This window comes from Pseudomonas sp. PAMC 25886 (genome assembly GCF_000242655.1).
GTDB lineage: Bacteria > Pseudomonadota > Gammaproteobacteria > Pseudomonadales > Pseudomonadaceae > Aquipseudomonas.
On record NZ_AHHC01000063.1, the window covers coordinates 142,030 to 166,569 of the forward strand.

25 protein-coding genes are annotated in these 24,540 nt (G+C 62.3%); 12 read left to right on the forward strand and 13 right to left on the reverse strand.

Going from position 1 to position 24,540, the window contains the following annotated elements; all coding sequences use genetic code 11:
• Positions 1–157 precede the first annotated feature (157 nt).
• The 5 genes from MUM_RS0121745 to MUM_RS0121765 all read left to right on the forward strand — a co-directional run bounded on the left by MUM_RS0121745 (position 158) and on the right by MUM_RS0121765 (position 5,400).
• Positions 158–1,225 carry a DUF2333 family protein gene (locus MUM_RS0121745; protein WP_010174040.1) on the forward strand — a complete coding sequence of 356 codons (1,068 nt, stop codon included), beginning with the start codon at positions 158–160 and terminating at the stop codon, positions 1,223–1,225.
• A 2-nt stretch (positions 1,226–1,227) separates the two neighbouring features.
• A complete protein-coding gene (locus tag MUM_RS0121750) occupies positions 1,228–1,764 on the forward strand; it encodes an NUDIX hydrolase (protein ID WP_010174041.1) in 537 nt (178 codons plus the stop codon).
• 173 nt (positions 1,765–1,937) lie between these two features.
• A complete protein-coding gene (locus tag MUM_RS0121755; protein WP_010174042.1) occupies positions 1,938–2,309 on the forward strand; it encodes a translation initiation factor Sui1 in 372 nt (123 codons plus the stop codon).
• Between the two features lie 212 nt (positions 2,310–2,521).
• Positions 2,522–4,435 (forward strand): arginine decarboxylase, encoded by a 1,914-nt coding sequence (speA, locus tag MUM_RS0121760; RefSeq protein WP_010174043.1) that lies wholly within the window; start codon positions 2,522–2,524, stop codon positions 4,433–4,435.
• Between the two features lie 101 nt (positions 4,436–4,536).
• Positions 4,537–5,400, forward strand: a complete 864-nt coding sequence (locus MUM_RS0121765) for an alpha/beta hydrolase (RefSeq protein ID WP_010174044.1) — start codon at positions 4,537–4,539, stop codon at positions 5,398–5,400.
• On the opposite strand, the gene MUM_RS0121770 is transcribed toward MUM_RS0121765, so the two are convergent.
• The 3 genes from MUM_RS0121770 to MUM_RS0121780 all read right to left on the reverse strand — a co-directional run bounded on the left by MUM_RS0121770 (position 5,384) and on the right by MUM_RS0121780 (position 7,773).
• Positions 5,384–6,730, reverse strand: a complete 1,347-nt coding sequence (locus tag MUM_RS0121770; RefSeq protein WP_010174045.1) for an MATE family efflux transporter — start codon at positions 6,728–6,730, stop codon at positions 5,384–5,386. The two genes, MUM_RS0121765 and MUM_RS0121770, sit on opposite strands and share 17 nt — an antisense overlap.
• A gap of 155 nt (positions 6,731–6,885) precedes the next feature.
• Positions 6,886–7,188, reverse strand: coding sequence for a DUF6124 family protein (locus MUM_RS0121775; protein WP_010174046.1), 303 nt, complete (start codon positions 7,186–7,188; stop codon positions 6,886–6,888).
• Positions 7,189–7,482: 294 nt separating this feature from the next.
• Positions 7,483–7,773: a hypothetical protein gene (locus MUM_RS0121780; RefSeq protein WP_010174047.1), complete on the reverse strand. Its 291-nt coding sequence runs from the start codon at positions 7,771–7,773 to the stop codon at positions 7,483–7,485.
• A 162-nt stretch (positions 7,774–7,935) separates the two neighbouring features.
• On the opposite strand from MUM_RS0121780, the gene MUM_RS0121785 reads away from it, so the two are divergent.
• From MUM_RS0121785 to MUM_RS0121805, 5 genes are all read left to right on the forward strand, one after another.
• Positions 7,936–8,241: a MazG-like family protein gene (locus MUM_RS0121785; RefSeq protein WP_010174048.1), complete on the forward strand. Its 306-nt coding sequence runs from the start codon at positions 7,936–7,938 to the stop codon at positions 8,239–8,241.
• Positions 8,238–8,987, forward strand: a complete 750-nt coding sequence (locus MUM_RS0121790; protein WP_010174050.1) for a methyltransferase domain-containing protein — start codon at positions 8,238–8,240, stop codon at positions 8,985–8,987. The genes MUM_RS0121785 and MUM_RS0121790 overlap by 4 nt, the downstream gene beginning before the upstream one ends.
• A gap of 24 nt (positions 8,988–9,011) precedes the next feature.
• Positions 9,012–9,617: a DUF4136 domain-containing protein gene (locus tag MUM_RS0121795; protein ID WP_010174052.1), complete on the forward strand. Its 606-nt coding sequence runs from the start codon at positions 9,012–9,014 to the stop codon at positions 9,615–9,617.
• A 45-nt stretch (positions 9,618–9,662) separates the two neighbouring features.
• Positions 9,663–10,220: a DUF4136 domain-containing protein gene (locus MUM_RS0121800; protein ID WP_010174054.1), complete on the forward strand. Its 558-nt coding sequence runs from the start codon at positions 9,663–9,665 to the stop codon at positions 10,218–10,220.
• Positions 10,221–10,349: 129 nt separating this feature from the next.
• A complete protein-coding gene (locus MUM_RS0121805) occupies positions 10,350–12,359 on the forward strand; it encodes a pilus assembly protein TadG-related protein (RefSeq protein WP_050543217.1) in 2,010 nt (669 codons plus the stop codon).
• On the opposite strand, the gene MUM_RS0121810 is transcribed toward MUM_RS0121805, so the two are convergent.
• Together MUM_RS0121810 and MUM_RS0121815 are read right to left on the reverse strand one after the other, a co-directional pair.
• Positions 12,322–15,105 (reverse strand): PAS domain-containing protein, encoded by a 2,784-nt coding sequence (locus tag MUM_RS0121810; protein ID WP_010174058.1) that lies wholly within the window; start codon positions 15,103–15,105, stop codon positions 12,322–12,324. The genes MUM_RS0121805 and MUM_RS0121810 overlap by 38 nt on opposite strands.
• Positions 15,102–15,542, reverse strand: coding sequence for a TadE/TadG family type IV pilus assembly protein (locus tag MUM_RS0121815; protein WP_029616044.1), 441 nt, complete (start codon positions 15,540–15,542; stop codon positions 15,102–15,104). The genes MUM_RS0121810 and MUM_RS0121815 overlap by 4 nt, the downstream gene beginning before the upstream one ends.
• Positions 15,543–15,616: 74 nt before the next feature.
• Between MUM_RS0121815 and MUM_RS0121820 the strand changes: the two genes are divergently transcribed.
• A complete protein-coding gene (locus MUM_RS0121820; protein WP_029616045.1) occupies positions 15,617–16,099 on the forward strand; it encodes a prepilin peptidase in 483 nt (160 codons plus the stop codon).
• 113 nt (positions 16,100–16,212) lie between these two features.
• Entirely contained in the window at positions 16,213–17,001 is a 789-nt protein-coding gene (locus tag MUM_RS0121825) for a response regulator transcription factor (protein ID WP_010174063.1), read from the forward strand.
• Here the strand turns inward: MUM_RS0121825 and MUM_RS0121830 are convergent.
• Genes MUM_RS0121830 through cpaB form a run of 8 tightly spaced genes read right to left on the reverse strand, consistent with a single transcriptional unit; the run spans position 16,998 to position 24,452 of the window.
• A complete protein-coding gene (locus MUM_RS0121830) occupies positions 16,998–17,276 on the reverse strand; it encodes a DUF3613 domain-containing protein (protein WP_010174065.1) in 279 nt (92 codons plus the stop codon). The two genes, MUM_RS0121825 and MUM_RS0121830, sit on opposite strands and share 4 nt — an antisense overlap.
• A 22-nt stretch (positions 17,277–17,298) precedes the next feature.
• The gene (locus tag MUM_RS0121835; RefSeq protein ID WP_010174067.1) at positions 17,299–18,021 is read right to left on the reverse strand and encodes a tetratricopeptide repeat protein; all 723 of its coding nucleotides are present in this window, start codon (positions 18,019–18,021) and stop codon (positions 17,299–17,301) included.
• An 11-nt stretch (positions 18,022–18,032) separates the two neighbouring features.
• Positions 18,033–18,917 (reverse strand): type II secretion system F family protein, encoded by an 885-nt coding sequence (locus MUM_RS0121840; RefSeq protein ID WP_010174069.1) that lies wholly within the window; start codon positions 18,915–18,917, stop codon positions 18,033–18,035.
• Position 18,918: 1 nt separating this feature from the next.
• Positions 18,919–19,803 (reverse strand): type II secretion system F family protein, encoded by an 885-nt coding sequence (locus MUM_RS0121845; protein ID WP_010174071.1) that lies wholly within the window; start codon positions 19,801–19,803, stop codon positions 18,919–18,921.
• 11 nt (positions 19,804–19,814) lie between these two features.
• Entirely contained in the window at positions 19,815–21,086 is a 1,272-nt protein-coding gene (locus MUM_RS0121850) for a CpaF family protein (RefSeq protein ID WP_010174074.1), read from the reverse strand.
• Positions 21,083–22,273 (reverse strand): Flp pilus assembly protein TadZ, encoded by a 1,191-nt coding sequence (locus MUM_RS0121855; RefSeq protein WP_010174076.1) that lies wholly within the window; start codon positions 22,271–22,273, stop codon positions 21,083–21,085. Before MUM_RS0121855 ends, MUM_RS0121850 begins: the two co-directional genes overlap by 4 nt.
• A complete protein-coding gene (locus tag MUM_RS0121860; RefSeq protein ID WP_010174077.1) occupies positions 22,270–23,493 on the reverse strand; it encodes a type II and III secretion system protein family protein in 1,224 nt (407 codons plus the stop codon). Before MUM_RS0121860 ends, MUM_RS0121855 begins: the two co-directional genes overlap by 4 nt.
• 20 nt (positions 23,494–23,513) lie before the next feature.
• Positions 23,514–24,452, reverse strand: a complete 939-nt coding sequence (gene cpaB, locus MUM_RS0121865) for a Flp pilus assembly protein CpaB (protein WP_010174079.1) — start codon at positions 24,450–24,452, stop codon at positions 23,514–23,516.
• Positions 24,453–24,540 lie beyond the last annotated feature (88 nt).

The window sequence follows — 24,540 nt, forward strand, 5'->3', positions numbered from 1 at the left end:
GTCGACCCTGCAGTCGCGCGGGCGTAAAAAGCGTGCATCCTTTATAGTCGAGCCGCGCATCCGCGCCACCCCCGACTAAAAGCGCCCCGATGCTCGGCACGATGGGGTAGGGTTGTGGTCGTAGCTATTGAACTCAAGTGATTGAAAGGATATCGCCATGCTGGACTGGAAAAACCGCGCAGGCAGTGCAAAGGGCCCGGCCCCCGAGACCAAGTCGGCCCCCCGCAGCTATTTCCGTAACCTGCTGATGAGCCGTGCGCTGCTCTCGCTGGTCGCGTTGTATCTGTTGGTCACCGGTGCCCTGGGTTGGTACTGGAGTGAAGAGCCTGCGTTGTTCCCGGTGCAGCAGAACGCCCAGATTGCCGCCGAGAAGGAAGGCAAGCAGATGGTGGTGGGTTTCACCACCGTCGAAACCCTCAAGACCGTGGTGGGCACCTTGCTGAGCAAGCCGGGTGGCTACATTTCCAACGACCGCTTCCCGCCAGGCCTGTGGATGGACAACATGCCCAGCTGGGAATACGGCGTGCTGGTGCAGGTGCGTGACCTGACCCGTGCCCTGCGCAAAGACTTCGCCCGCTCGCAGTCGCAGTCGGCGGAAGACGCGGACCTGGCCAAGGCCGAGCCGCGCTTCAACTTCGACAACAAGAGCTGGGTGTTGCCGTCCAGTGAGTCGGAATACCAGGAAGGCATCAATTCCCTGAGCCGCTACGAAGCCCGTTTGTCTGACCCGAATCAGCGCGGCGCGCTGTTCTATGCGCGTGCCGACAACCTGAACAACTGGCTGGGTGATGTGGCAACCCGTCTGGGTTCGCTGTCGCAACGGCTGTCGGCCAGTGTGGGCCGGGTCAAGCTCAACACCGCGCTGAAAACCGAAGCGCTGGCGCCGGGTGAAGTGCCGCAAGTCGACGAAGAAGTGGTGGAAACCCCATGGATGCAGATCGACAACGTGTTCTACGAAGCCCGCGGCCAGGCTTGGGCCTTGTCCCATCTGCTGCGCGCCATTGAAGTCGACTTCGCCGACGTGCTGGCCAAGAAGAACGCCACCGTCAGCGTGCGCCAGATCATTCGTGAGCTGGAAGCCTCGCAGGAACCGGTGTGGAGCCCGATGATTCTCAACGGCAGTGGTTTTGGCATCCTGGCCAACCACTCGCTGGTCATGGCCAACTATATTTCCCGGGCCAACGCGGCAGTGATCGACTTGCGTCAGCTCCTGAACCAGGGTTGATGATGGACGCTTCCACCCGGGAGGCGGCGCACCGCGCCGCCTCCGACGCCGAACTGATTGCCTGGGTCGACGAGCAGGACAACCTGCTCGGCTCCCGGGTGCGTTCCGATTTGCGCCAGCGCGGGCTGATCGGGCGCTGCACCTTTATCTTCCTGTTCAACTCGGCCGGTGAGCTGTGTGTGCACCGGCGCACCCTGAGCAAAGCCATGTACCCGGGGTTCTGGGACACGGCGGCAGGCGGGATGGTGGCGGCCCACGAGTCCTACGCCGAGTCGGCGGCCCGGGAGCTGGAGGAGGAACTGGGGGTCAGCGGCGTCGAACTGACCGCTCACGATCACTTCTACTTCGAAGACGGCGACAGCCGGCTCTGGTGCACGTCGTTCTCGGCTGTGTGGGACGGGCCGCTGCGGATCCAACCGGAAGAAGTCATGGAAGCGCGCTTTCTGCCGCTGGCGACGGTGTTGCAGGAGGCCGAAGAAAAGCCTTATTGCCCGGATGCACAGGAAGGGTTGCGTCGATATTTGGCCCTGCGTCGCTAAAGTTGCATAAATTGGCGCCATTTGGCTCTTAGCAAGGGGCCTTTTTGCCGTTACACTGCGCGACTTTTCAGGCTGAACCGCTCTCGCGGTTCAGTAGCGCTGCCCCTGCCTGAGTGGGGCTTCGCGGTCGGTGACCCCATCGATCAGTCTTTGTCCTCCCAAGAGGATTGCCGGTGGCCAAAAAAGCCGCATCCTTCGCCGCCCTTGGTGGCCTGGTATTTTCCACCGACGCAGGTCGACATTGCCCGGACTGTCGCCAGCCCGTGGATTCATGCACCTGCAAAACAACCCTGATTCCCGAAGGCGACGGTATTGCCCGCGTACGTCGCGAGAGCAAGGGCCGTGGCGGCAAGACGGTGACCACCATCACCGGCGTGCCCCTGGCCGAAGATGCTTTGAAGGAGCTGGCCACCACGCTGAAAAAGCGTTGCGGCACCGGTGGCGCCCTGAAAGACGGCGTGATCGAGATCCAGGGCGACCACGTCGAGTTGCTGTTGGCCGAGCTGATCAAGCTGGGTTACAAGGCGAAGAAATCCGGCGGCTAGCAGCCTCTGTGAAAACCACCCCGATGGCCTGCTCGCTGAACGCGAACTGTCGTCTCCATGGTTTTCACAGAGCCTGTTCCTGACCGGTGTCTAAACTCTGTCCTGCAAGTGGGGTCTACCCCTCTCACAGGCAAATCGTCATTTTCATTCTTTAGACTGCGCCAGCCTCTGATCAGGCCGGTGCACTTCGACTTCATTTATAGGGGACTTCGATGTCCGTACGACGCACACGCAAAGACGATGGCAGCCAATGGACAGTTGCGGACAGCCGCAGTGTTTACGGGATTCGCCATTGGGGGGCCGGGTATTTCGCGATCAATGATGCCGGTCGCGTTGAAGTCCGTCCGAACGGCCCGAACAGCACGCCCGTCGACCTGTACGAGCAAGTAGACGAGTTGCGCAAAAGCGGCCTGTCCTTGCCGTTGCTGGTGCGCTTCCCCGACATCCTGCAAGACCGCGTACGCCAGTTGACCGGCGCCTTCGACGCGAATATCGAGCGCCTGGAATACCAGAGCAAATACACCGCGCTGTACCCGATCAAGGTGAACCAGCAGGAAGCGGTGATCGAGAACATCATCGCCACCCAGGATGTGTCCATCGGCCTGGAAGCCGGCTCCAAGCCGGAGCTGCTGGCCGTGCTGGCCCTGGCGCCGAAAGGCGGCACCATCGTCTGCAACGGTTACAAAGACCGTGAGTTCATCCGCCTCGCGCTGATGGGCCAGAAGCTGGGCCACAACGTCTTCATCGTGATCGAGAAAGAATCCGAAGTCGGCCTGGTAATCGAAGAAGCCGCCAACCTCAAGGTCAAGCCTCAGGTGGGCCTGCGGGTGCGCCTGTCGTCTTTGGCGTCGAGCAAGTGGGCAGACACCGGCGGCGAGAAATCCAAATTCGGTCTGTCGGCGGCGCAACTGCTGTCCGTGGTCGAGCGTTTCCGCGCGGCGGGCCTGGACCAGGGCATTCGCCTGCTGCACTTCCACATGGGCTCGCAGATCGCCAACCTGGCCGACTACCAGCACGGGTTCAAGGAAGCCATTCGTTACTACGGCGAACTGCGCAACCTCGGCCTGCCGGTGGACCACATCGACGTGGGCGGCGGCCTGGGCGTGGACTACGACGGTACCCACTCGCGTAACGCCAGCTCGATCAACTACGACATGGACGACTACGCCGGCGTGGTCGTGGGCATGCTCAAGGAATTCTGCGACGCGCAGAGCCTGCCGCACCCGAACATCTTCTCCGAGAGCGGCCGCTCCCTGACCGCCCACCACGCCATGCTGGTGGTGCAGGTGACCGACGTCGAGAAGCACAACGACGACGTGCCGCTGATCGAGAACAAGGAAAGCCTGCCGGAAACCGTGCAGTGGCTGGTGGACCTGCTGGGCCCGACCGACATTGAAATGGTCACCGAAACCTACTGGCGCGCCACCCACTACATGAGCGACGTGGCCACCCAGTACGCTGACGGCAAAATGACCCTGGCGGAAAAAGCCCTGGCCGAGCAATGCTACTTCGCCGTGTGCCGCCGCCTGCACAACTCGCTGAAAGCCCGCCAGCGCTCGCACCGCCAGGTGCTGGACGAACTCAACGACAAGCTGGCCGACAAATACATCTGCAACTTCTCGGTGTTCCAGAGCCTGCCGGACACCTGGGCCATCGGCCAGGTACTGCCGATTCTGCCGCTGCATCGCCTCGACGAAGAACCGCTGCGCCGCGCGGTGCTGCAGGATTTGACCTGCGACTCCGACGGCAAGATCAAGCAGTACGTCGACGAGCAAAGCATCGAGACCAGCCTGCCGGTGCATGCGGTGAACGAAGGTGAGGATTACCTGCTGGGGATTTTCCTGGTGGGCGCCTACCAGGAGATCCTCGGCGACATGCACAACCTGTTCGGTGACACCGACTCGGTGAACATCTACCAGCGTGAAGACGGTTCGGTGTACAGCGCCGGGATCGAGACCCACGACACCATCGAAGACATGCTGCGCTACGTGCACTTGTCGCCGGAGGAGTTGATGACTCACTACCGTGACAAGTGCGCCAGCGCGAAGATCACGGCGGCGGAGCGGACCCAGTTCCTGGATGCGTTGCGTCTGGGGCTGACGCGTTCGTCTTACCTGTCCTCCTGATACGGGGTACGGCGCAGCTTTTTGTGGTGAGCGAGCTTGCCTCGCGCGGGGCAAGCCCGCTCACCACAAAGGCCAGGGTTTACGCAAAGAGGGGCTAGGCGATGTCGAGCAAACTTCTGCAAGTGTTCACCCTGGCAATAGCCGCGCTGCTCGCAGCCTGCTCCCCCATCAAGGTCCTCAACGCACTCACACCCTCCAGCACCTTCACCAAAACCTCCTCCATTGCCTACGGCGATGACCCCCGCCAGAAACTCGATATCTACCGTCCCGTCACTGCCTTGCCCAATGCGCCGGTGGTGGTGTTTTTCTATGGCGGCAGCTGGAACAGCGGCTCCAGGGATGACTACGGTTTCGTCGGCGAAGCCCTGGCCTCGCGTGGCATCGTGGTGGTGATCGCCGATTACCGGCTTTATCCGCAAGTGCGTTACCCACTGTTTTTGCAGGACGGCGCCCAAGCGGTTGCCTGGACGCACCAGCATATTGCCGAGTACGGCGCCGATCCCGGCAAGCTGTACGTGATGGGCCACAGCTCCGGTGCCTACAACGCTGCGATGCTGGCGCTGGACCCACAATGGTTGGCCGGGGTTGGATTGTCGCCGTCAGTCTTCAAGGGCTGGATCGGCCTCGCCGGGCCGTATGACTTCCTGCCGATTGAAAACCGCGATGTGCGCCCGGTGTTCTTCTACCCGGATTCGCCACCCGACTCCCAGCCCATCAACCACGTCAGCGCAAGCGCACCGCCAAGCCTGCTGATTGCGTCGGTGGACGACAACCTGGTCAACCCCAAGCGCAACACCGGCGGCCTGGCGAACAAGTTGCGGGCGGCGGGTGTGTCGGTGGAGGCGTTCTACTTCACCAGGACCAGCCACGCGACGCTGGTGGCGTCCATGGCCCGGCCGCTGCGCTGGCTGGCGCCGGTGCTGGACCGGGTGACCGCGTTTATCAAGTTCACGCCGGGCCAGTAAGCCAGCGGTCCTGTTTGTTCAGGCGCCAGGCAATTGCCCATAGCGTGAGGCTGCGCAAGGCCATGAACAGCAGGAAGGTTATCCACAGCCCGTGGTTACCGAGGCCCTGCAAGGCCCAGGCGAAGGGCAGCACAATCACTACGGTGAGCAGCATGCCGTTGCGCATTTCCCGGGCGCGGGTGGCGCCGATGAACAGGCCATCCAGCAGGTAGCTCCACACTGCAATCAGCGGCAACACGGCGAGGTAGGGCAGGTAGATGTCGGCGGTTTCGCGCACGCTCGGGATGTCGGTTTGCATGGCGATAAACAGGTGGCCGAACACTGCGAACAGGATCGCGAAGCCGATGCTGGCCAGCAGCGACCAACCGCAGGCCACCACCAGCGAACGGCGCAAAGCCTGGCGGTCGTGGGCGCCGATGGCGTGGCCGCACAAGGCTTCCACGGCATGGGCCAGTCCGTCCAGGGCGTGAGCCGTCAGCAGTAATCCGTTAAGCAGCAGGGCGTTTGCCGCCACCGTCGCATCGCCCAAGCGGGCGCCTTGCACGGTGATCATGAAAAACACCGATTGCAGGGCCAGGCTGCGGATGAAGATATCGCGGTTTACCGCCAGCAGCGGGCGCCAGCTTTGCCACAGCTTGAGTGCGGCCCAGGCGATATGGCCGGGGTAGGCGCGCAGGGCTTTTTGGGTCAGGGCCAGGCCGAGGAGGGCGCCGGTCCATTCGGCGATCACTGAGGCGCGTGCCGAGCCGACCACGCCCCAATCCAGACCCAGGACGAACCACAGGTTGAGGGCGATATTGACGAGGTTGGTGGTGAGCAGAATCGCCAGCGGCGCGCGGGCGTTCTGGGAACCGAGGAACCAGCCGACCAGGGCGTAGCTGGCCAGGGCCGCGGGCAGGCCGAAGAGGCGGGTGTGGAAGAATTCCCGGGTCAGTTGGTTCAGCTCGGGCGAGGGCTGCATCCAGTCCAGCACCAGGCCGCTTAACGGAATGCCGATGCTGCCGAGCAACATCGCCAGGCCCAGCGCCAGCAGCAGCCCCTGCAACAGAATCTGCCTCAGCGCCGCACCATCACCGCGCCCGGCGGCCTGGGCGGCAAAGCCGGTGGAACCCATGCGCAGGAAACCCATGGCCCAGGCCAGGAAGGTGTACAGGCTGGCCCCCACGGCCACGGCGCCGAGTTGATGGGCGTGGGGCAGGTGGCCGATGACCATGCTGTCCACCAGCGCCACCAGCGGCACGGAGATGTTCGACAGGATCATCGGCGCGGCGAGGGCCCACACGCGGCGATGGGTGGGGCGGTCGCGCCAGTCGGTCAGCAGGGAAGTCATGCGGGCTCCTTTGGGGAGCGGTAGTGTAACTGGCTGTACGCATATCTGTTGCCTGGGCGATCGCTATCGCGGGCAAGCCCGGCTCCCACACTTGGAATGCATTCCCCTGTGGGAGCTGGCTTGCCTGCGATAGCTGACGGCCAGGCAATGAAGGCTTAAGTCTTACGCGGATGCAGGCATTCGATCGAGCGGTCGACCGTAGTCTTGGCAATTTCCAGCAAGTGCCACACGGCCAGGATCTTCGCTCGCTGCGGGCTTTCCAGCAGCTCGCCGCAATCGAGCGCAGTGGCCGAGGCGCTGCTCAGCAGGCTGGCGGTGTAGAGCAGGGAATCTTCGAAGCTCAGGTCTTCGTTGATCGTGTGGAAGCCCTGCGATGGCAGGTAGTGTTCGAGGGCGCGGTTAAAGGCGGCGCGGTCTTTGAGGAGGTCGCTGGGTGGATCTGGGACAAGCTTATGCATGGTGTAACTCCACTAGAAGGTAAGGAGCTGACACCCGCGCGACTAAACGAGGGTGGCGGCTGTACGCAGGTTAGTCGACCGGCTAGTGGAACCCGGCGCACCCGAAGGTGCCCTGCGCACAGCCGCCATGAAGCATGGCGACAACTTGCGCTCACTAATTCCGGGCGACTAAACCCGATCACTGATATGCAGTGAAGGGGCGAAGACTAGCCACCCATCCCAGCAGGCACAAGGCCGAAAGATTGTCTCGGAAACGTCCCTCAAATTAAAGGGATTTACCCTGCTGGCCCTTTATTAATGCACCACCCAACTGAGCACCCAGAGCCCGAGCATCAACCAGATAATCCCCATGATGATCGACGCCCGCATAAACGCGCGCACCGCCGAGTACAGCAGCATCAACCCGATAATCAGCATGAGGATGCTGATGATCGAGGTGTCCATCCCTAAGGATCTGGCCAGCCCGTCGACAAAGTCGCCGCCCGCGTGGGACAGGGTGTTGAACAGCCCGCTGAACAACTCGACGATAAAGTGGATGATCTGGCCGATTTTGAGGCCCAGCCATCCGAAAAAGTCTGTTTGCATGTGTGTGTCCTGATAAGACGGTGGGCGTAGCTGCCGAACCTGAGCCTTTGGTCGTTATTGGCCCAAGCTAGTTCCCTTCTAGCATAGAGGTTTACGGGCCGCAGGGATTCACTTGCCTTCGCGCGGCTTGCGCCCGAAGCTATACACCTTCAGGAGCCCCCCATGAACCTCGAACACCTCACCGAACGCCTGCACCGCATCCGCGATACCAACGACTGGAAGCAGTTCCACAGCCCCAAGAACCTGGCGATGGCCGCCAGCGTTGAAATGGCCGAGCTGGTGGAGATTTTCCAGTGGCTGAGCGAAGACCAGTCGCGGCAGTTGCCCGCCGATAAACTTGCCCACGCAGGCCAGGAAGTCGGTGACATCGTGCTGTATCTGCTGCTGTTGTGCAGCGAGTTGGGGTTGGACATGGATCAAGTGGTTCGCGCCAAGCTGGCTGACAGCGAACGGCGGTTTGCCAAATGAGTGACCGTCATTTCGACCAGTTGGCCACCCGTTTCGCCGAGAAGATCTACGGCGGTGCCAAGGGCGCGATTCGCCTGGCGGTGCTGCAAGCCGACCTGATTGAGGCGCTGCCGGACCGCCCGCTGCGGGTGCTGGATATCGGCGCGGGGCTGGGCCATATGTCGCTGTGGCTGGCCGAGCGCGGCCATGACGTGACCCTGGCCGAACCCGCCGAGCCGATGCTCGAAGGTGCCCGCCAGCGTTTCGCCGAAGCCGGGCAGACGGCGACCTTCATTCAAGCGCCCTGGCAGGACTTGCTCGGCCAACTCACCCAGCCCTACGACCTGGTGCTGTGCCACGCCGTACTGGAATGGCTGGCCGAACCCCACGCAATCCTGCCGGTGCTGCACCAGTTGACCGCGCCCGGCGGCTGGCTGTCCCTGGCCTTTTACAACCGGGACGCGTTGATTTACCGCAACCTGCTCAAAGGCCACTTCCGCAAAATGCGCAAGAACGACATGGCCGGCGAAAAACAGAGCCTCACGCCGCAACAACCCCTGGACCCACGGGAGTTGGCGACGCAACTCGAGGGCCTGTGGCAGGTCGAAACCCAGAGTGGCGTGCGGGTGTTCCACGACTATATGCCGGTGGAATTCCAGGCCCGCGCCGAATTGCAGGATTTGTTGGAGATGGAGCTCGCACACCGTCGTCACCCAAGCTTTGCCGGACTTGGGCGTTATTTGCACTGGATCTGCCGTCCGGTTTAAGCGGCCCAGTCTGCGGAGGTCGAAATGAAGCGCTGTCTTGGACTGATCCTGCTGGGCCTGGGCCTGGCGGGTTGCCAAAGCCCCAACCCGTATGTGGCGGCATCTGCCCCGATGCCGCCGGCGCCTGCCCAGGCGGCCAACACCTTTGATGCCAGCGCCTACCCGGCGCCGGTGCGCGACTATGGCGCCTACCGCAGTTGGGCCTGGCTCAACAATCAACTGCCGGCGGGCTCGGCCTGGGCCGATTCGGCGCAGATTGCCGAGGCCGTCAGCGGCGCCCTCGACCAGCGCGGCCTGCGCCCCTTGCATGACAACCGCGCCCCCGACCTGTTGGTGAGCGCCGATGTGCGCCTGGAAAAACGTCTGCGCCAGGTCCAGGACGATTATGGCTACGGCTACGGAGGCTATAACCGCTACGGCAACGGTTACGGCATGTACAACACGGTGCCGGTGGTACGCACCTATGAGGTGACGGTGGCCGTGGCGCGCATCAGCCTGTTCGATGCCCGCACCCGTCAGCCGGTGTGGAGCACCAGCGCCGAAACCGCAAGCCAGGGCAGCCTCGGCGAGCGCGCCGATGCGTTGCGTGAGGCGATGCAGAAAGCAATGACCGCTTATCCTCCCAGTTAGCAGCTATTCTCATCTCAAGCTCAGTTCGTCTTTTGGAGAAAAACCATGCTTCGTCGTATCGCTGCACTTGCTGTTGTTGTGTTGCTGAGCGGCTGCCAGAGCAGCCAGGTCAACCACGATTTTGACGCCAGCCGGGATTTTGGCGCGTACCGCAGTTGGAGCTGGAAAGAGCCTGCGTTGCAATACCGTCCGGATGACCCGCGCATCAAGAGTGACCTCACCGAACAGCGCATCCGCCAGGCCGTGGGCGAACAACTCGACCAGCGTGGCTTGCGCCCTGCGGCGCCGGGCACCAAGGCTGACCTGAATGTGCAGACTTACCTGATCGTTGAAGACCGCCAGCAACAAGTCACCACCAATTACGGCGGCGCCTGGGGCGGGCCGTGGAATGGTTACTGGGGCGCGCCGATGTACAACGAAACCCGCAACATCACCTACAAGGTCGCGACCATCCAGATCGATTTGCTCGACGGCAAGGACGGCAAGCTGGTGTGGCGTGGCAGCGATGAGCAAATGCTCGCCAGTTCCCCCGAGCCACAGGACCGCAGCGCCGCTATTCGCGCGACGGTGACCAAGGTGCTTTCCAACTACCCGCCGCACTGATTCTGTAATCAGCACCCCGCCAGTCGCCGAGGTATGGCGACTGGCCGGCAGCCCCCGCTGCGGTTGTCTACACTCCCAAGCAACACAGGAGAGTAAGCGCTCGGCAGTGTGCCGGCAAAGGAGTGCTCGATGTCTCTTCGACCTCGTTCCGGCCGCCTGGCCGGGTACGCAAGGCAGCGTGGTGCGATTGGCTTGATAGCGGCCGTGACCTTGGGCACGGCCTTGGTGTTCCTGTTGCTGGTGATCGACAGCAGTCGTTTGTACGTGGAAAAGCGCAAGTTGCAGTCCATCGCCGATACTGCAGCCCTGGAGTCCGCCAATCGTGGCGGGCAATGCGCGACGGGTACCACGGCCAACGATTACGCCACGCAGAATGCTACGCGTAATGGTTTCACGATAGTCGCCAACACCCGGGCACTGGCGGTCACCTGCGGCACGTTGGTGACCAATGCCAGCAATCAACGGGTCTTCAGCGCCAACGCCACAAAAAACGATGCGATCCAGGTGGTGGCCTCCGAGACCGTGGCTACCAGCGTTGCCGGCGGCATATGGAATATGGTCAACGGTACCGCCGTGACCGCGCAGACGACGGTGAGTGCAGTGGCGGTCGCCGCATTGGGGCCGCCCCTGGCGTCATTGACCATTCGCAGCACGGCCTTGGTCGTGGATACGAACAACGCGCCCCTGCTTAACGCGCTGACCGGCGGTTTGTTGGGCGGTGCCGTGAACCTCTCGGTGGCCGGTTGGAATGGTCTGATCAACAGCAATATTTCTTTGCTGAGTTACCTGGACCAACTAAAGCTCGACCTTGGGCTGACGGCCGTCGGGTACACGCAAGTCTTGGGTAACACCATCGCGGTTGGCCAATTGATTCAATCGGCAATCAATGTGCTGGACCCCACGCATACGTTATCTGCCACCGCGACCATCGCCAGCCTGCAGGCCTTGAAAGTCGCGGCGGGTGCGACCCAAGTGGTCTTGGGTAATGCGCTGTCGGTCCAGAGTGGAACCAGTGTTGCCGCCCTGGCGGTCAACATGCGGGTATTCGACCTGATCCAGGGGTTCGTGCAACTGGCCAACACGCAGAACGGCTTGGTGGCCAGCTTCCCCATCAACCTGCCGGGCGTGGCGCAAATCACCGCCAGTGTGCAGGTGTTGCAGCCGCCACAACTGTCGGCCATCGGTAATCCGGCGCTTGCCACGGCTGCCGGGCAGAACCCCCAGACCGGCCCAAACCGGATTTACGTACAAACGGCTCAGTTACGCACGAAGCTGTCGGTTAACCTGCCGATACTCAATACGGTCTCCACGCTGACTAATGCGGTGACCGGGTTGGCGAGCCCGTTGCTCGGCACCCTGGATGCGCTGCTCAGCCTGAACCTGGTCGGGGTGATCAATTCATTGACCTGCGCGATCTCGTGTACTTCGCCGGTGTTGCAGGTACTGCCGCCGCCGGTGGGCATTGATATCGAGCTGGATGCGGCGAGTGCTGCCAGTTGGGTCACGGGTTACAGCTGCGCCAGCCCGACCACTAAAACCCTGACCACGGCCACCAACACGTCCTTGGTCAATTTGAGGATGGGACAGATTGCCAGCAGCAGCGTTTTTGGCAGCGGCCCGACGCCGCCCACGGTGGTGGTGACGCCGCTGAAGATCGTCGATATCGGTACGAAGACCTGCACCTTAATTGTGTTGTGTAATCCGGTCGTGATGGGTGTGGGCGGAGGGTTGGGGTTGTCGGCCAATATTCAGGCCGGCGGTACCTATAACATTCCCCACACCTACCAGTCGCCGAATTTGCCGGAGGTTTCGCAGCCACCGTATTACTACAGCTACAGCACCCCCAATATCGTCAGCGGCTTGACCGACCCGGTGAATGGGGTGGTCGCTGGGCTTAACCTGAACATGTATGGCCCAACCCCGGGCAACTCGAACCTGCTGGGCAACCTGATTGGGGGGCTTGGATCAGTTTTGAGCGGTGTAACCACGGCGCTGCTCAACGTGTTAAATGCGACGCTGATACCGTTGATCAATTCGTTGGTGAATACCCTGCTGTTGGGGCTGGGTATCGACCTGAACCAGGTCGGAGTGGGTGCCAACCTCAGTTGCCACTCGGGCGGTGCTTACCTCGTGATTTAACCTCGTTCACTACCGGCAGCTCCACACAAAACTTCGCCCCATACTCACTGTTGGCGACGCTCAACCGGCCGCCCATGTTTTCGACAATGCCATAGCTCACCGACAACCCCAGGCCGGTGCCCACGCCAATTGGCTTGGTGGTGAAGAACGGCTCGAAAATCCGCTCCAGCAGCCGTGGGTCAATTCCGCCGCCGTTGTCCTCTACCCAGATACGCACGTGACGGCTGTCGTGCTCGATCTGCACCGAGATCCACGGTTGCAGGTCGCGGTCAGACTCGCGCTTGCTCAGCAGGGCGTCGCGGGCGTTGACTATCAGGTTGATCAACACCTGCTCCAATTGGTCGACATAGCCCTTGACCTGCACCGCAACGTCCGACTGCGTCACACGCAGGTCTACGCCTTTGCCGCGCATGCCTTCACTGAGCAACGACAGTGTGCCTTCCACCGCCTGCGCCGGGTTGAAGGGTTGCTGTTCGACTTCCGAGCGGCGGCCGAACACGCGCATATGGTCCACCACCCGGGCCGCCCGCTGAACCTGGGCGTCGATGCGCTGGAGTTTTTCCGTCAGGTAGTCGATCTGGGCGTCGCCGTTGCTCAAGCGCTTGAGCACGTTGACGATGGCCATGCGCATCACGTTCAGCGGCTGGTTGATCTCGTGGGCCAGGCCGGTAGCCATTTCGCCGAGGGTGGCCATTTTCGCGCTTTGGGTAAGTTGCTGTTGGGACCGGCGCACTTCGGTGTTGTCCCGGCCCACGGCCTGCACTTCCTGCAACTGGCCCTCTTCGTCGAATACGCCGCGGTCCGACCATACCCACCAGGCGTGTGTACGCCCCGGCAGTTGCAGGCTGATTTCGGCGGTGCTCACGGGGAACTCCGGGGTCAACTGCCGGATGCGCTGCACAAAGGCCTCGCGCTGTTCTTCGGACAGCCACTGGCTGAGGTTCATCCCTGGCAGTTGCTCGGGCAGGCACTCCATGTAATTGGCCAGGGGGGTATTGCCGAAGGTCAGGGTCAGGTCCGGGCGGTAGCGGCAGATCATGGCGGGGGAGTCTTCCACCAGGATCCGGTAGCGCTCCTCGCTCTCCTTGACCCGTTGCGCTGCCAGGGTTGCCTCGGTGACATCCAGCCACAGGCCCACGGCCTCCACGGGCAACCCCAGGTCGTCGCGCAGCAGCCGGGCTTCATCCAGCAGCCAGTGGTAATCGCCCTGTTTGTCGCGCACCCGGTAGCGGCAGCTCACGTGGCCTTCGCGCAGCAGTTGGCGGGTACGGTCGAAGTAGAGGTCGCGGTCTTCGGGGTGGATCCATTCGTTCAGCGCCGCCGGGGTGAAGTCGGCCAGGCTGCGGCCCAGCAGCGGCAGCAGGCTGTCACTGAAGAACACCGGTTGCAGCGTGCCCTCGACGTAGCGCTGCACGTAGATCACGGCCGGGGAACTGGCGATCAGGTTATCCAGGCGGGCGTGGGCGGCGGCGGCCTGTTGTTGCTGGTTTTTGATGTCGCTGATGTCGAGCATGAAACCCACCAGCCGACGCTGCTCGCCCGCCCCCAGCGCTTGCCCTTGCACGCGGTACCAGATGGGGTTTTGCGCCGGGTCGCTGCGTTGCAGGCGAACGCTGGTGGAGAGTGGCTTGCCCAGGTGCTTGAGGTCTTGCAGGCGGCTGGCGAGTTCTTCGCGATCCGCGGGGTGAATCAGGTTGAGCCACATCGGCAACGACAGCCGTGTGGTGGTCTCACCCTGGCTGAGGGTGTGCAGCAACTGCGGGGCGAGTTCAATGTCCTCACTGTGGGGAGGCAGCTCCCACCAGCCGGTACCGAGCAGGCCCTGCAGCGCGTCGACGCGATCCAGCTGCTGCTGATGGCGCTGTTCGCGCAGGCGGCTGAGCAACGGCATGGCGAGGGCGGCGGTCAGTTGCAACCAGTCGCGGTCGCTGGTGTGTTCCTGGCGGCTATAGAAACCGCACAGCAGCCATGCGCCTACGCCGTTGCCGTCCCTGTAAGGCACCAGAAAACCATCGGCATTGCCAAACAGGCCTTGCAGGCGCGGGTGGTCGCTGTGGCCACGGTGCACCTCCAGGCTCATCGGCGCCGTACCGCCCAGGCTGTCGAGACTGGAGCCCAAGGCCTGGCCGTTGCTCCAGAGCGCCGGAGCGTCGTGGGCGGTGTAGCAGCCCTGGATGCGCCATTCCTGGCCCTGCTCATCCAGCAAGGCGATGGCGACGCAGGGGATACGCCAGTGCTGGGAAAGGCTCTGGAGTGTGTCGTGCAGTACCTCGGGCAGGCGCGTCAGGCTGCATACCCGCAGTTGCTCGCTGATCTGATCGCTCACGCGCTGCTGGTGTTCGCGCACCTGAGTGAGTTGGCGGTGGGCAATCAGGTCGCCAATGTCCAGCAGTTGCAGCAGCCAACCTTTGCCGTCGGGCTGAACCCAGCCGCGGGTATGTAGGGTTTGCCCGGCAAGCCCCTTGAAGTCCAGGTCCAGGCTTTGCCCTTGCCAGTCGCCGGGCGCGCCTTCGATCGCCAGGCTGCTCATCGGCGTGAGGTAGTCGAGCAGCGGTGTTGGTTGTGGCGGTTGCGCGGCGGGCTGTTCCAGCCGGTGGCGCAACGAGCCGTGGACGTCCACCACCCGGCCCTGAGCATCCAGGTAGAACAGCAACGCGGCGCTGCCTGGCATCGCTGTCGGCGCGTCGGTGGCCAGGTGATTGCTGCGTCCGAGCAGGCGGCCGAACAGTTTGTCCCCTGAGGTCAAAACTGCATGCTCGATTGGGCGGAAAGCGTGGGAGGCAGTGCGGGTACGGTCCCAAAGCCTGGAAGCACCAGGAACGGCAACACACTTTGGAGGCTGGACGTCGGGTAGTTGATGTTCACCGTCAACAGGCCCGCCGGGGTGTAGGTTGCCGTGACGTACGTGGGAAGGAATTTGAACTGGGGAGGGAGCCACGACAGTTGCGCCTGCGCCGCCGCGATGGCCTGGTTGGGCAGGGCCGTTGGGTAGTTTGCCGTGGCCGGGTCCAGCGCGACGCTACGCCTTACGCCTTCGGCGGCGGCCTGGGTAAAGGACTGCATCAGCAGCAACGGCAGGCTATAGCTGACCAAGCCATAAAATACGGCAAAAAAAATCATGAAGACCATCGCGAACTCCAGCGCGGCGGCACCTTTTTGCTTTCTAGGGAGGCCTTTTTTCATGACTCGTCTACCCTGACTACAACTACCTGATATCAGCATAGAATCATTCAGCAAAAAGGGATTTTTTTTACGTGATTCAAAGCCTCGTCCTACTTGTTTGGCTGGCGCTGTGCGCTGTGCAAGATATCCGTCGACGTGAGATCTCCAACCGCTTGACCCTCGGCGCGGGCCTGCTGGCGCTGGTTTACCTCCTTTGGACTGGCACCACCTGGCTCGGCGCACCCGCTGCCGAGGGTGGCGTGGCGTTTGTCCTGGCCCTGCTGTTCACTGTGCCCGGTTACGCGCTGGGCCGTCTTGGCGCCGGTGACGTGAAATTGATCGCGGCATTGGGGCTGGCGACCAACTCCTTCTACGTACTGGGCACGTTTATCGGTGCCGGCCTTGCCAGCGCGGCGTGGCTGCTGCTGGCCCCCAGGCTGTGGCCGCTGATGAATCAACGGCTTAGGAATACTTTGCAATACCTTGATCCGGCACGCCCGACCAAGCAGCCGTTCGTGCCGTTTTTACTGATGGGTTTTTGCCTGGCCTGGCTTTGGATCCCATTAGTCGCCACGTAGGCTATCGCTATGTACATAGTAGGAAAGTACGTCTACGTTTATGGGTAGGTTGTATAGGAAAGTGGTCGGAATGGATCGGTCGGTCTTTGGCTTGCCCAGGCATGGAGTAGCGCGTGAACAAGCTTACCTCTGAAGTGAAAGTGCTCGTTGTCGATGATCAGCCCCTGATCGTGGAAGAGCTTTGCGAATTTCTTGAAAGCAGCGGTTACCGCTGCGTCCCTTGCCACTCCAGCCAGCAGGCCATCGAGCGCTTTCGCGACGATGCCGAGATCGGTCTGGTGCTGTGCGATCTGCATATGCCGGAGATGGACGGGATCGAGCTGGTCCAGGCCCTGCAACGCTTGGCCGGCAAGCAGCGGGTGTTTGAGGCCATCATGTTGACCGGGCGCGCAGACAAGCAGGATGTGATCAAGGCCCTGCGCGCCGGGATTGCCGATTACTACCAGAAGCCGATCAACCTCGGCGAGCTGCTCGAAGGGTTACAGCGCCAGGTCGTGGCGTTGCAAGACCGGCAGAAAAACCTCGACCTGGGGCATCTGAACCAGAAGCTGCAGTTTCTCTCGGCGTCCATCGACGATCTTTATCATGACCTCGACAAGGTGCGCAGCAGCTCGCAATCCAACTTGTCGACAGAAGCCGACGGCGACGTCAGCGACGCTGACCGCGTTGAAATACCGGCGATCTTCAATCAGCTGTCTCCACGCCAGCTGGATGTCGCCAGGCTGGTAGGCAAGGGCCAGACCAACTATCAAATCGCCTGTGAGCTGGGTATCACCGAAAACACGGTGAAACTCTACGTGTCCCAGGTGCTGCGCCTGACCCATATGCACAACCGCACCCAGCTGGCGCTGGCGTTATCGCCGAGTAACTCGGCGGCACGCCAGCGCGTCACTGCCCACTAGTTACTGCTGCCGCCACCGGGGGTGGAACCCCCCTGTTTCTGGTCGTAGTACTCGGGAATAGTGTGTTTGTAACTGTCCAGCCAACGTTGCATGGCCTGGTCGCGTTCAGCGGGCGAGGCCTTCTGTCGGTTGGCGGATGCCCGCTCGCCGCTGACTTGCAACTGCAGCCAGCCCTCGGTCTGTTTTTGTTGTGGCGAAGAAGGTCCGGGTTCAATCGCCAGAGCCGTCATTGGCAGGCCGGCTAGCAATAGCGTGGCGAGCAGTGTGAGTTTCATCGTGTGTACTCCCTTCTTGGACCTATTTGACCGGCGCCTGCGCCGCGTCGCTGGCGGCGGCGACCTGATCTTTTGGCGCGGTCGCCATGGATACGGGGGCTTTCAGTTGCTGCGCCCGGGCTTGGGCCTGCGTCACTTGTTCAGGGCTCAGGCCCATGCGGCTGGCCACTTGTGCGGCTTGCTCCCAGTTGTCCTGATAGATCATCAGCGTGACCAGATTGACCGCCGCCAGTTGATCACTTTGCTTGAGCTCCATGGCGGTGAGGAATTCAAAGCGCGCGTCTTCCACGCGCCGTTGATTGAGGTACACGACGCCCAGGTCGTTGCGGATTTTCTCGTCGGTGGGCGACATCCTGGCCGCGCGCTGCAAGTGCGCCATGGCTTGGCCGTTGTCACCCCGGGCGGCGGCCAATTGGCCCAGGCCGTGCTCGCCTTCGGCGGCCAGGCAGGTGCCGAGCAGGCTGCGGTACAAGGGTTCGGCTTCGCTGCGCCCCAGCAGGCGGTACACCTTGGCCTGACGCTGGCGTACCTGGGGCAGGTTGTCCGGCAGGTTTTGCAGGTTGGCCAGGCTGGCGTGCAGCTTGCCCTCGTTGGCCATGTCGTCGGCCAGGTTCAACGACAACTCCTGATTGGAATTGGGCTTGGCACAACTGCCCTGAGCGCTGAAACCCGCCCATGGCAGTTGTCCGTTACTGGCACAACCACCGAGTAACAACAGGCTGCAGGCGATCATCACGGTCTTCATTGCATGTCCTCTCAAGGCGTGAAGGCTTTGGCGATGGCGATAAAGCCAGGGCCGGCCAATACGATCAGTAATGCGGGAAACAGGAACAGCATCATCACCACGGACATCTTGGCGGACATCTTGGAAATGTATTCCTGCAAGCGGGTCAGGCGCCGGTCATCCAGCAGTTGCTTGAGCGATTGCAGCGACTTCATCGCACCACCGCCCTGATGCAGTAGCTGCTGGAGGATCAGGCAGGTGTCGGTGAGTTCGTCGACGGCCAGCACCTGGCTGGCCTTGTTCAATTCTTCACCCAATTCCAGCCCGGAATCCACGCGCGCCAGCACCAGGCGCAGTTCGGCGGTCAGCACCGGCAACAGTTTCTGTGCGTCGTAGGCCATGACCCGAAGCGCCTGCTCTACGGCCATGCCGGACTCAAACAGGATGCGCACCAGGGGAATGAAGGTCGTCACTTCCCGGCCGATTCGTGCCTGGCGCTTTTTGGCGAGGGAAACCAGGACTCGCTTGGGCAGCAGGTAACCGATGATCAGGCCCAGCAGGGCGATCACAGCACCATGCTCGGTGTCGGGGAAAAACACATTCAGTGCCAGCGCGGTCAGGCCAAACAGGAGTATCGGCGCGCCGATCTGGCAAGCGGCAAACATCGAACGCTGGCTGGCCTTTCTCCAGCCCATGCGGTTGAGCAGGGTTTGGGTTTCGTTGTCGAGGCTGACGGTGCGTTGGCCGATCCGAGTACTGCCTAACTGGTGCAACCACTCACTCATCTTGTCGTTGCGGCCCGGCTCGCCTTGCAGCCGTTGGGTGACCAGGCGTTGTTGCCGACGACTGCTCAGGATATTGGCCAGCAGCAGCGATAACGCGGCAAGAAACAATACGGCGCTGATCACTATCGCCATCTCATATGCTCCGCAACATGCGCCATAGCACCACGCAGCCGGTGATTTGCAAGGCGAACGCAGCGAGCATCAGGCGCTGGCCACTTTGGTCATCCCACATGGCCATCAGGTACGTCGGATTAACGATCAGGAAGTAGCCCGCGACACTCACCGGCAGCACCGCGAGTACCAGTGCGGTCACCCGGGTTTCACCCGTCATGGCGCGTAATTGCCGGGCGCCCTGGTCGCGCTCGCGAATCATCTTGATCAGGTTTTCCAGCAGCTCACTGGCGTTGCCTCCGTAGCGGTGGTTGACCTTGAGGCCCAGGGCAAACAGGCGCAGTTCATCCTGTTCATAAAACTCGGCATAGTCTTGAGCCGCGTCGGGCAGGCTGACACCCAGTTGCACATTGCGCTTGATACGGCCCATGGATTTTTTCAGCGGGTCGTCGCTGGCATCGATGCCGCTCAGGATCGCGTCTGCCAGGGTGCGTCCGGATTTGAGGCTGCGTACGGCGTGGTCGAGCAACTGCGGCAATTGCTCGATCATTCGGCGCAGCCGGCGGCGGTAGCGTACGGCGATGTACAGGCGCAACGCCAAGGGCGGTACCACCACCATCACGAACAGGCCTATCCACTGGCCCAAGAGCCCTCCCAGCAGGGCGCCAACGGCCCACAGGGTCAGCCACAGGCCCAAGCGTTCGGTCGGCCTGCCAAGGCCTGCACGGATAAAGGTGCGTTCCAGGCTGGTGGCTACCGCGTTGTCTTTCATGGACTGGGGCTGCCCTTCGGCCAGGCGTTTCAACACCCGGTCGGTCTGGGCCTTGCGCAAACCGTTGCGCATCAGGCCCACGCCGAGCACCAGAAGGGCCAGGGCAAGCAGGGCGAGCAGCATTGGACCGATCATCGGGTTGCCTCCTACACCGGCAGGTGGCCTTCGTGGCGCAACTTGTCGCCCGCAGGATTGACGGCTTCCCGCAGGAAGCCGAAGCCGGTGCGCTTGTCGTGGCGGAACAGGGTGTTGGTGACGTACACGTCCTCGCGTATGCCCACCACTTCCACCACCTCGCTGACGCAGCGTCGGCCATCGGGCAGGCGCGTCAGCTGGATCACTACATCCAGCGCCGCACAGATCATTTGCCGCAGGGTTTTTTCCGCCACGACCCGGCCGGTCAGGCCCACCAGGGTTTCCAGGCGCAGGAGGGCGTCCTGGGCGTTGTTGGCGTGCACGGTACTCATCGAACCGTCGTGGCCGGTGTTCATGGCGGTCAACACATCGATGACTTCCACGCCCCGAATCTCGCCGAGGATGATCCGGTCGGGCCGCATCCGCAGGGCGTTGCGGATCAAGTCACTGGCTTTCACCTCGCCATGCCCCTCGGCATTGGGCGGTCGGGTTTCCAGGCGCACGACGTGAGGATGGCCCAGTTGCAACTCGGCCACGTCTTCAATGGTGACCAGGCGTTCGCGAGGGTTGATCAACTGGCTGAGAATGTTCAGCAGCGTGGTTTTACCGGTGCCGGTACCGCCGCTGATCAGGATGTTGCAGCGTTTGCCGACGGCGTCCTGGAAGAACTCGAAAATCGCCTGGTCGATGGTTTGCATCGCCACCAGGTCGCTGCTTTTGAGCATGTCCTTGCGAAACTTCCGAATCGACAGGCAGGGCCCGTCGAGGGCAATCGGCGGGATGATCGCATTGACCCGGCTGCCATCGGGCAGACGCGCATCGACCATTGGCGAGGACTCATCCAGCCGCCGTCCGAGGGGCGCGAGGATGCGCTGCATGACCCGCTCCACATGGTGGTCGTCAATGAAGCGCAAATCACTCTGTTGCAGCAGGCCGTCGCGCTCGACGAACACCCGATGCGGGCCGTTGACCAGAATCTCGGTGACGGTCGGGTCGCGCAGCAGCACTTCCAGCGGGCCGAAGCCGGTCAGCTCATCGACGATCTCTTCGGCCAGGCGCTCCATCTCATAGCGGGAAATCGCCAAGTGCATGCGCGTGATGTATTCGGCGACCTTGTCGATCACAAATTGGGCAAGGGATTGGCGGGTGCCTTCCAGCAGGTTTTTCCCCGAATCCTCGATGGCATCGATGATGTAGCGATGCAGCACCAGTTTCAGGCCGTCGTGATCGGTGTTGCCGACGCTGCCGCGCGGGGCAACACCAAACAGCTTCTCGCCGCTCATTTGGTCCTCAGCAGGCGGTTAAGCCAGTTGGTGGAAGGTTTTTCCAGGCCTTCGGAGCGTTTTGCCAGGCGCTCGCCCAAGGCGCGCAACGCTTGCGTCAGGCTTTCCCGAGGCGCCAGGGAGAACAGGGTCTGGGCCTGGTTTTTCGCACTCAGGCGCACCTCCGGGCTCCAGGGCAATACGGCGATCACTTCCAGCCCGAAGCTTTTGCCCAGCGCTTCCGAGTCCGGGGCGGCACCTTTCAGGTAGCGGTCTACCAGCAGGCGGGCGTGCTCCAGTTTCATGCCTTTTTCGCGCCACAGGTTGAGCACCGCCAGGTTACGGCGGCAGTCCGGCACGCTTTGGTCGGTGCACCACAGCAGCTTGTCGCAATGGCTGACAAAGGTGCGCAAGGCTTCACTGTCGGGTTGCCCGGTCAGGTTCACCACAATGTGCTGGAAGTGCTGGCGCAGGGCGCTGAGCAACATGTACAGCTCGGCCGCACTGGTACGCTCCAGGGGCTCGTCATTGTTGTGGTAGGCGAGGATGCGCAGGCCGGCTTCGGCCGAGGTGAACGCGCTGTTGATCAGTGTTGAGTCCAGGCGTCGCAAGTGGCGCAGGGCATCGCCGAAATGAAAAGAGCTTTCCAGCCCCAGCAGCGCCAGGCTGTCCGCGAGCGGCAGGCCGAGGTCGAGCAACAACGTTTGCTGCCCGCTTTTTTGCACCACCAGCGCCAGGTGGCTGGCGATCAGCGCGCCGTCGGCATTGCCCTGGGTGCCGTAGAGCACGGTCAGCCCGCCCAGATGGGCGTTGGGGGTAACCGCCGGCAAGCGTTTACTCAGGCGGCGGACCAGGCCGGCGACTTCACTGGAGCGTGAGCCGTAGGCCACGAAATCCCGCGCACCGGCACGCATCGCGTTCAGTACAAGCTGGTTGTCCATGCCGTCACCCAGGGCCACGATGGCGAGCATCGGCTTGGCTTCCAGCGCGCCTTCGATCAGGGCGCACTGGGTGGTCACGTGTTCACGGTCCAGGCCGATAAACACCAGGTTGGCGAATGTCACGTCCACCAGCGCCAGCAGTTCGTCGAGGCTGCCGGCGCCGGCGCTGACCACTTGGCCCAGAGGCGCGAGTGCACCCTGGAGCCATTCCAGATCCGTGGTGTTGCGGGTAATTGCCAAAAACGTCTGGCTCAGGCTCTCGCTCATTCGGACAGTCCACTGCGGCGGTCGAAATTGCCGTTTTCGAGGAAATACAGGCGGTACCAGTTAGGGTCGTAATTGCGCAGTTTTTCCCCAGGCAACGAGGGCAACTGGGCGTTGGCGGCCAGCGGCTGTACCAGGTGCGGAGTGACGATCATCAGCAGCTCTTTTTCCTGGCGATTGATGCTGGAGTCGCGAAAGAACGCACCGAGGACCGGGATGTCGCCCAGCCCCGGGAATTTGCTCACGTTGGAGCTGTTGTTGGTGCTGATCAGGCCGCTGATCACGAAACTTTCGCCGTCGGCCAGGGAGATGCTGGTGTCGGTGCGCCGGATGGTCAGGGCCGGCACGGAGATGCCCTGGATGGTGACCGCGTTGCTGTAGTCCAGCTCACTGACCTCTGGCGCGACCTTCAGGGAAATTCGCCCATGGTCGATGACCGTCGGGGTCAGGGTCAGGCGAATACCGAACTCCTTGTATTCGATGGAGATGCTGTTGCTGCCGCTGCTGGGCACCGGGATCGGTACTTCGCCACCGGCGAGGAAGGTCGCACTTTGCCCACTGAGCGCCACCAGGCTCGGGCGGGCGAGGGTGTAGGCAAAACCGCTGCTTTCCAGGGCGTTGATCATGGCCGAGACACGCCCGCCGCCAAAGCCGATGTTGAAGGTGTCGTTGTTCACCGGGAGCCCGCGAAATCCCGTGGCCGCCGCGTTGGCGACGTTGTTGGGGGCACCAAACAGAAAGTTGCCGCCCCGGCCAAAGATCGAGGTACTGGCCTCCTTGAGCTTGGTGCGGCTCACTTCCACAAAGCGGATGTCGGTTTGCACCTGGCTGGGCAGTGTCGGGTCATCGGACGGCGACAGGGCCAGGCTGGTCAGGGCCGAGGTGGCTTTGCCTTGAACAAACACCATGCTTTGGCGCGGGCTGCTGGAGCAGGCCGTCCAGACCATCAGACTGGTGGTGCCCGAGGCGATGCCGGTGAGCAGGAACGCCTGGTTGCCATTGACTTGCACATCGGCCACTTTCGGATCGCCGATGGCCAGTCGCGTAATCGGCACCGGCGAATGAATGGCCTGTTGATTGCCTTCGCCCACCTCCAGCACCGCCGGCAGCTGGCCCAGGCCTGCGCAATTACCTGACGCTGCCAGTGCCGCCCCGACGGGCAGGCTCAGGGTGAAAAGAGCCCCGAATACTCGTGAAAAAAACCAAACGGAACGACTGCTCATTCAAGGCATCCTTAGCGCTTTCAGGGCGTTTGTTGAGTCACCTGGTTGCCGCGTATCACCTCGACCCCCGAGCGTTTTGAAGCACCATTGGCCGTGGCCGGGCCGTAGCTGTTGGCGGGAGCCTGGCTGAAGGACAGTTGGTTGAACTGGTAGAGATCGCGCTTGGCGTTTTCCAGGTTGATCGCGGACTCCGTTTCACCGGCCCAGTATTGGCTCAGCAGTTGTTCGTCGGCACTGCGTACGGCCAGGCGCAGCACGCCGGATTGGGCCGCGAGCATCAGCCGGCTCAGCAGCTCCTCCGGCACGGCGAGCAGTACCGTACGTGCGCTGGCGCGACTCTGCTGTGCCTTGAGTTTTTCGTCCGGGGTGGTCGGTGGTACAGAGCCGGGCTTGCCATCGTTGGTCAGCCCCAATTGATCGCCGACGCCCAGCAGGCGCAAGGCGGGCACCACCACTTGTGCCGACTGCTGCGGGTTGCTGGCTTCCTGGCGCAGGAAGAGCAGGACGTCCACGTAGTCCCCCGGGGCCAGTTGCCCGCTGGCACCGATCACTTCATCCACGGCGACGGCCAAGGCGCGCTCGTTGGGGCGGATCATCCGCGCCAGGGTGCCACCGGCGTTGAAGCTCTCCTCGGTCAGCCAGGTACCGGCCGACAGCGGCCGCCAAGGCACCTTGCCCACGGCCTGGTCGAGGCTGGTCAGGCTGCCGGCGGGGACCGTGCGCAGTCTTTCCAGGGTCAGGTCGGCGGCAGTGAGTGCAACGAAGGGTGCAACATCGTGGGCCAGTACCACCACGGGTTGGCGTGTCTGGTCTTCGGCGACAGGTTGCACCACTTCAGGTGATGGGGTCACGGGCGGTGCGACAGGGGCAGGGCGGCTGAGTACCAGGCCCCAGTAGCCTGCAATCAGCGCACCCACCAATAGCAGTCCGGCGAGGATCAAGCTAATGCGACTGTTCATGAAGGCTCTCCTTTTCCTGCTGCATCCACTGCTCTTTCCTACTAATACCTGCGTATTCGGATCGCTTCCTACATCTAACTATTTCGCT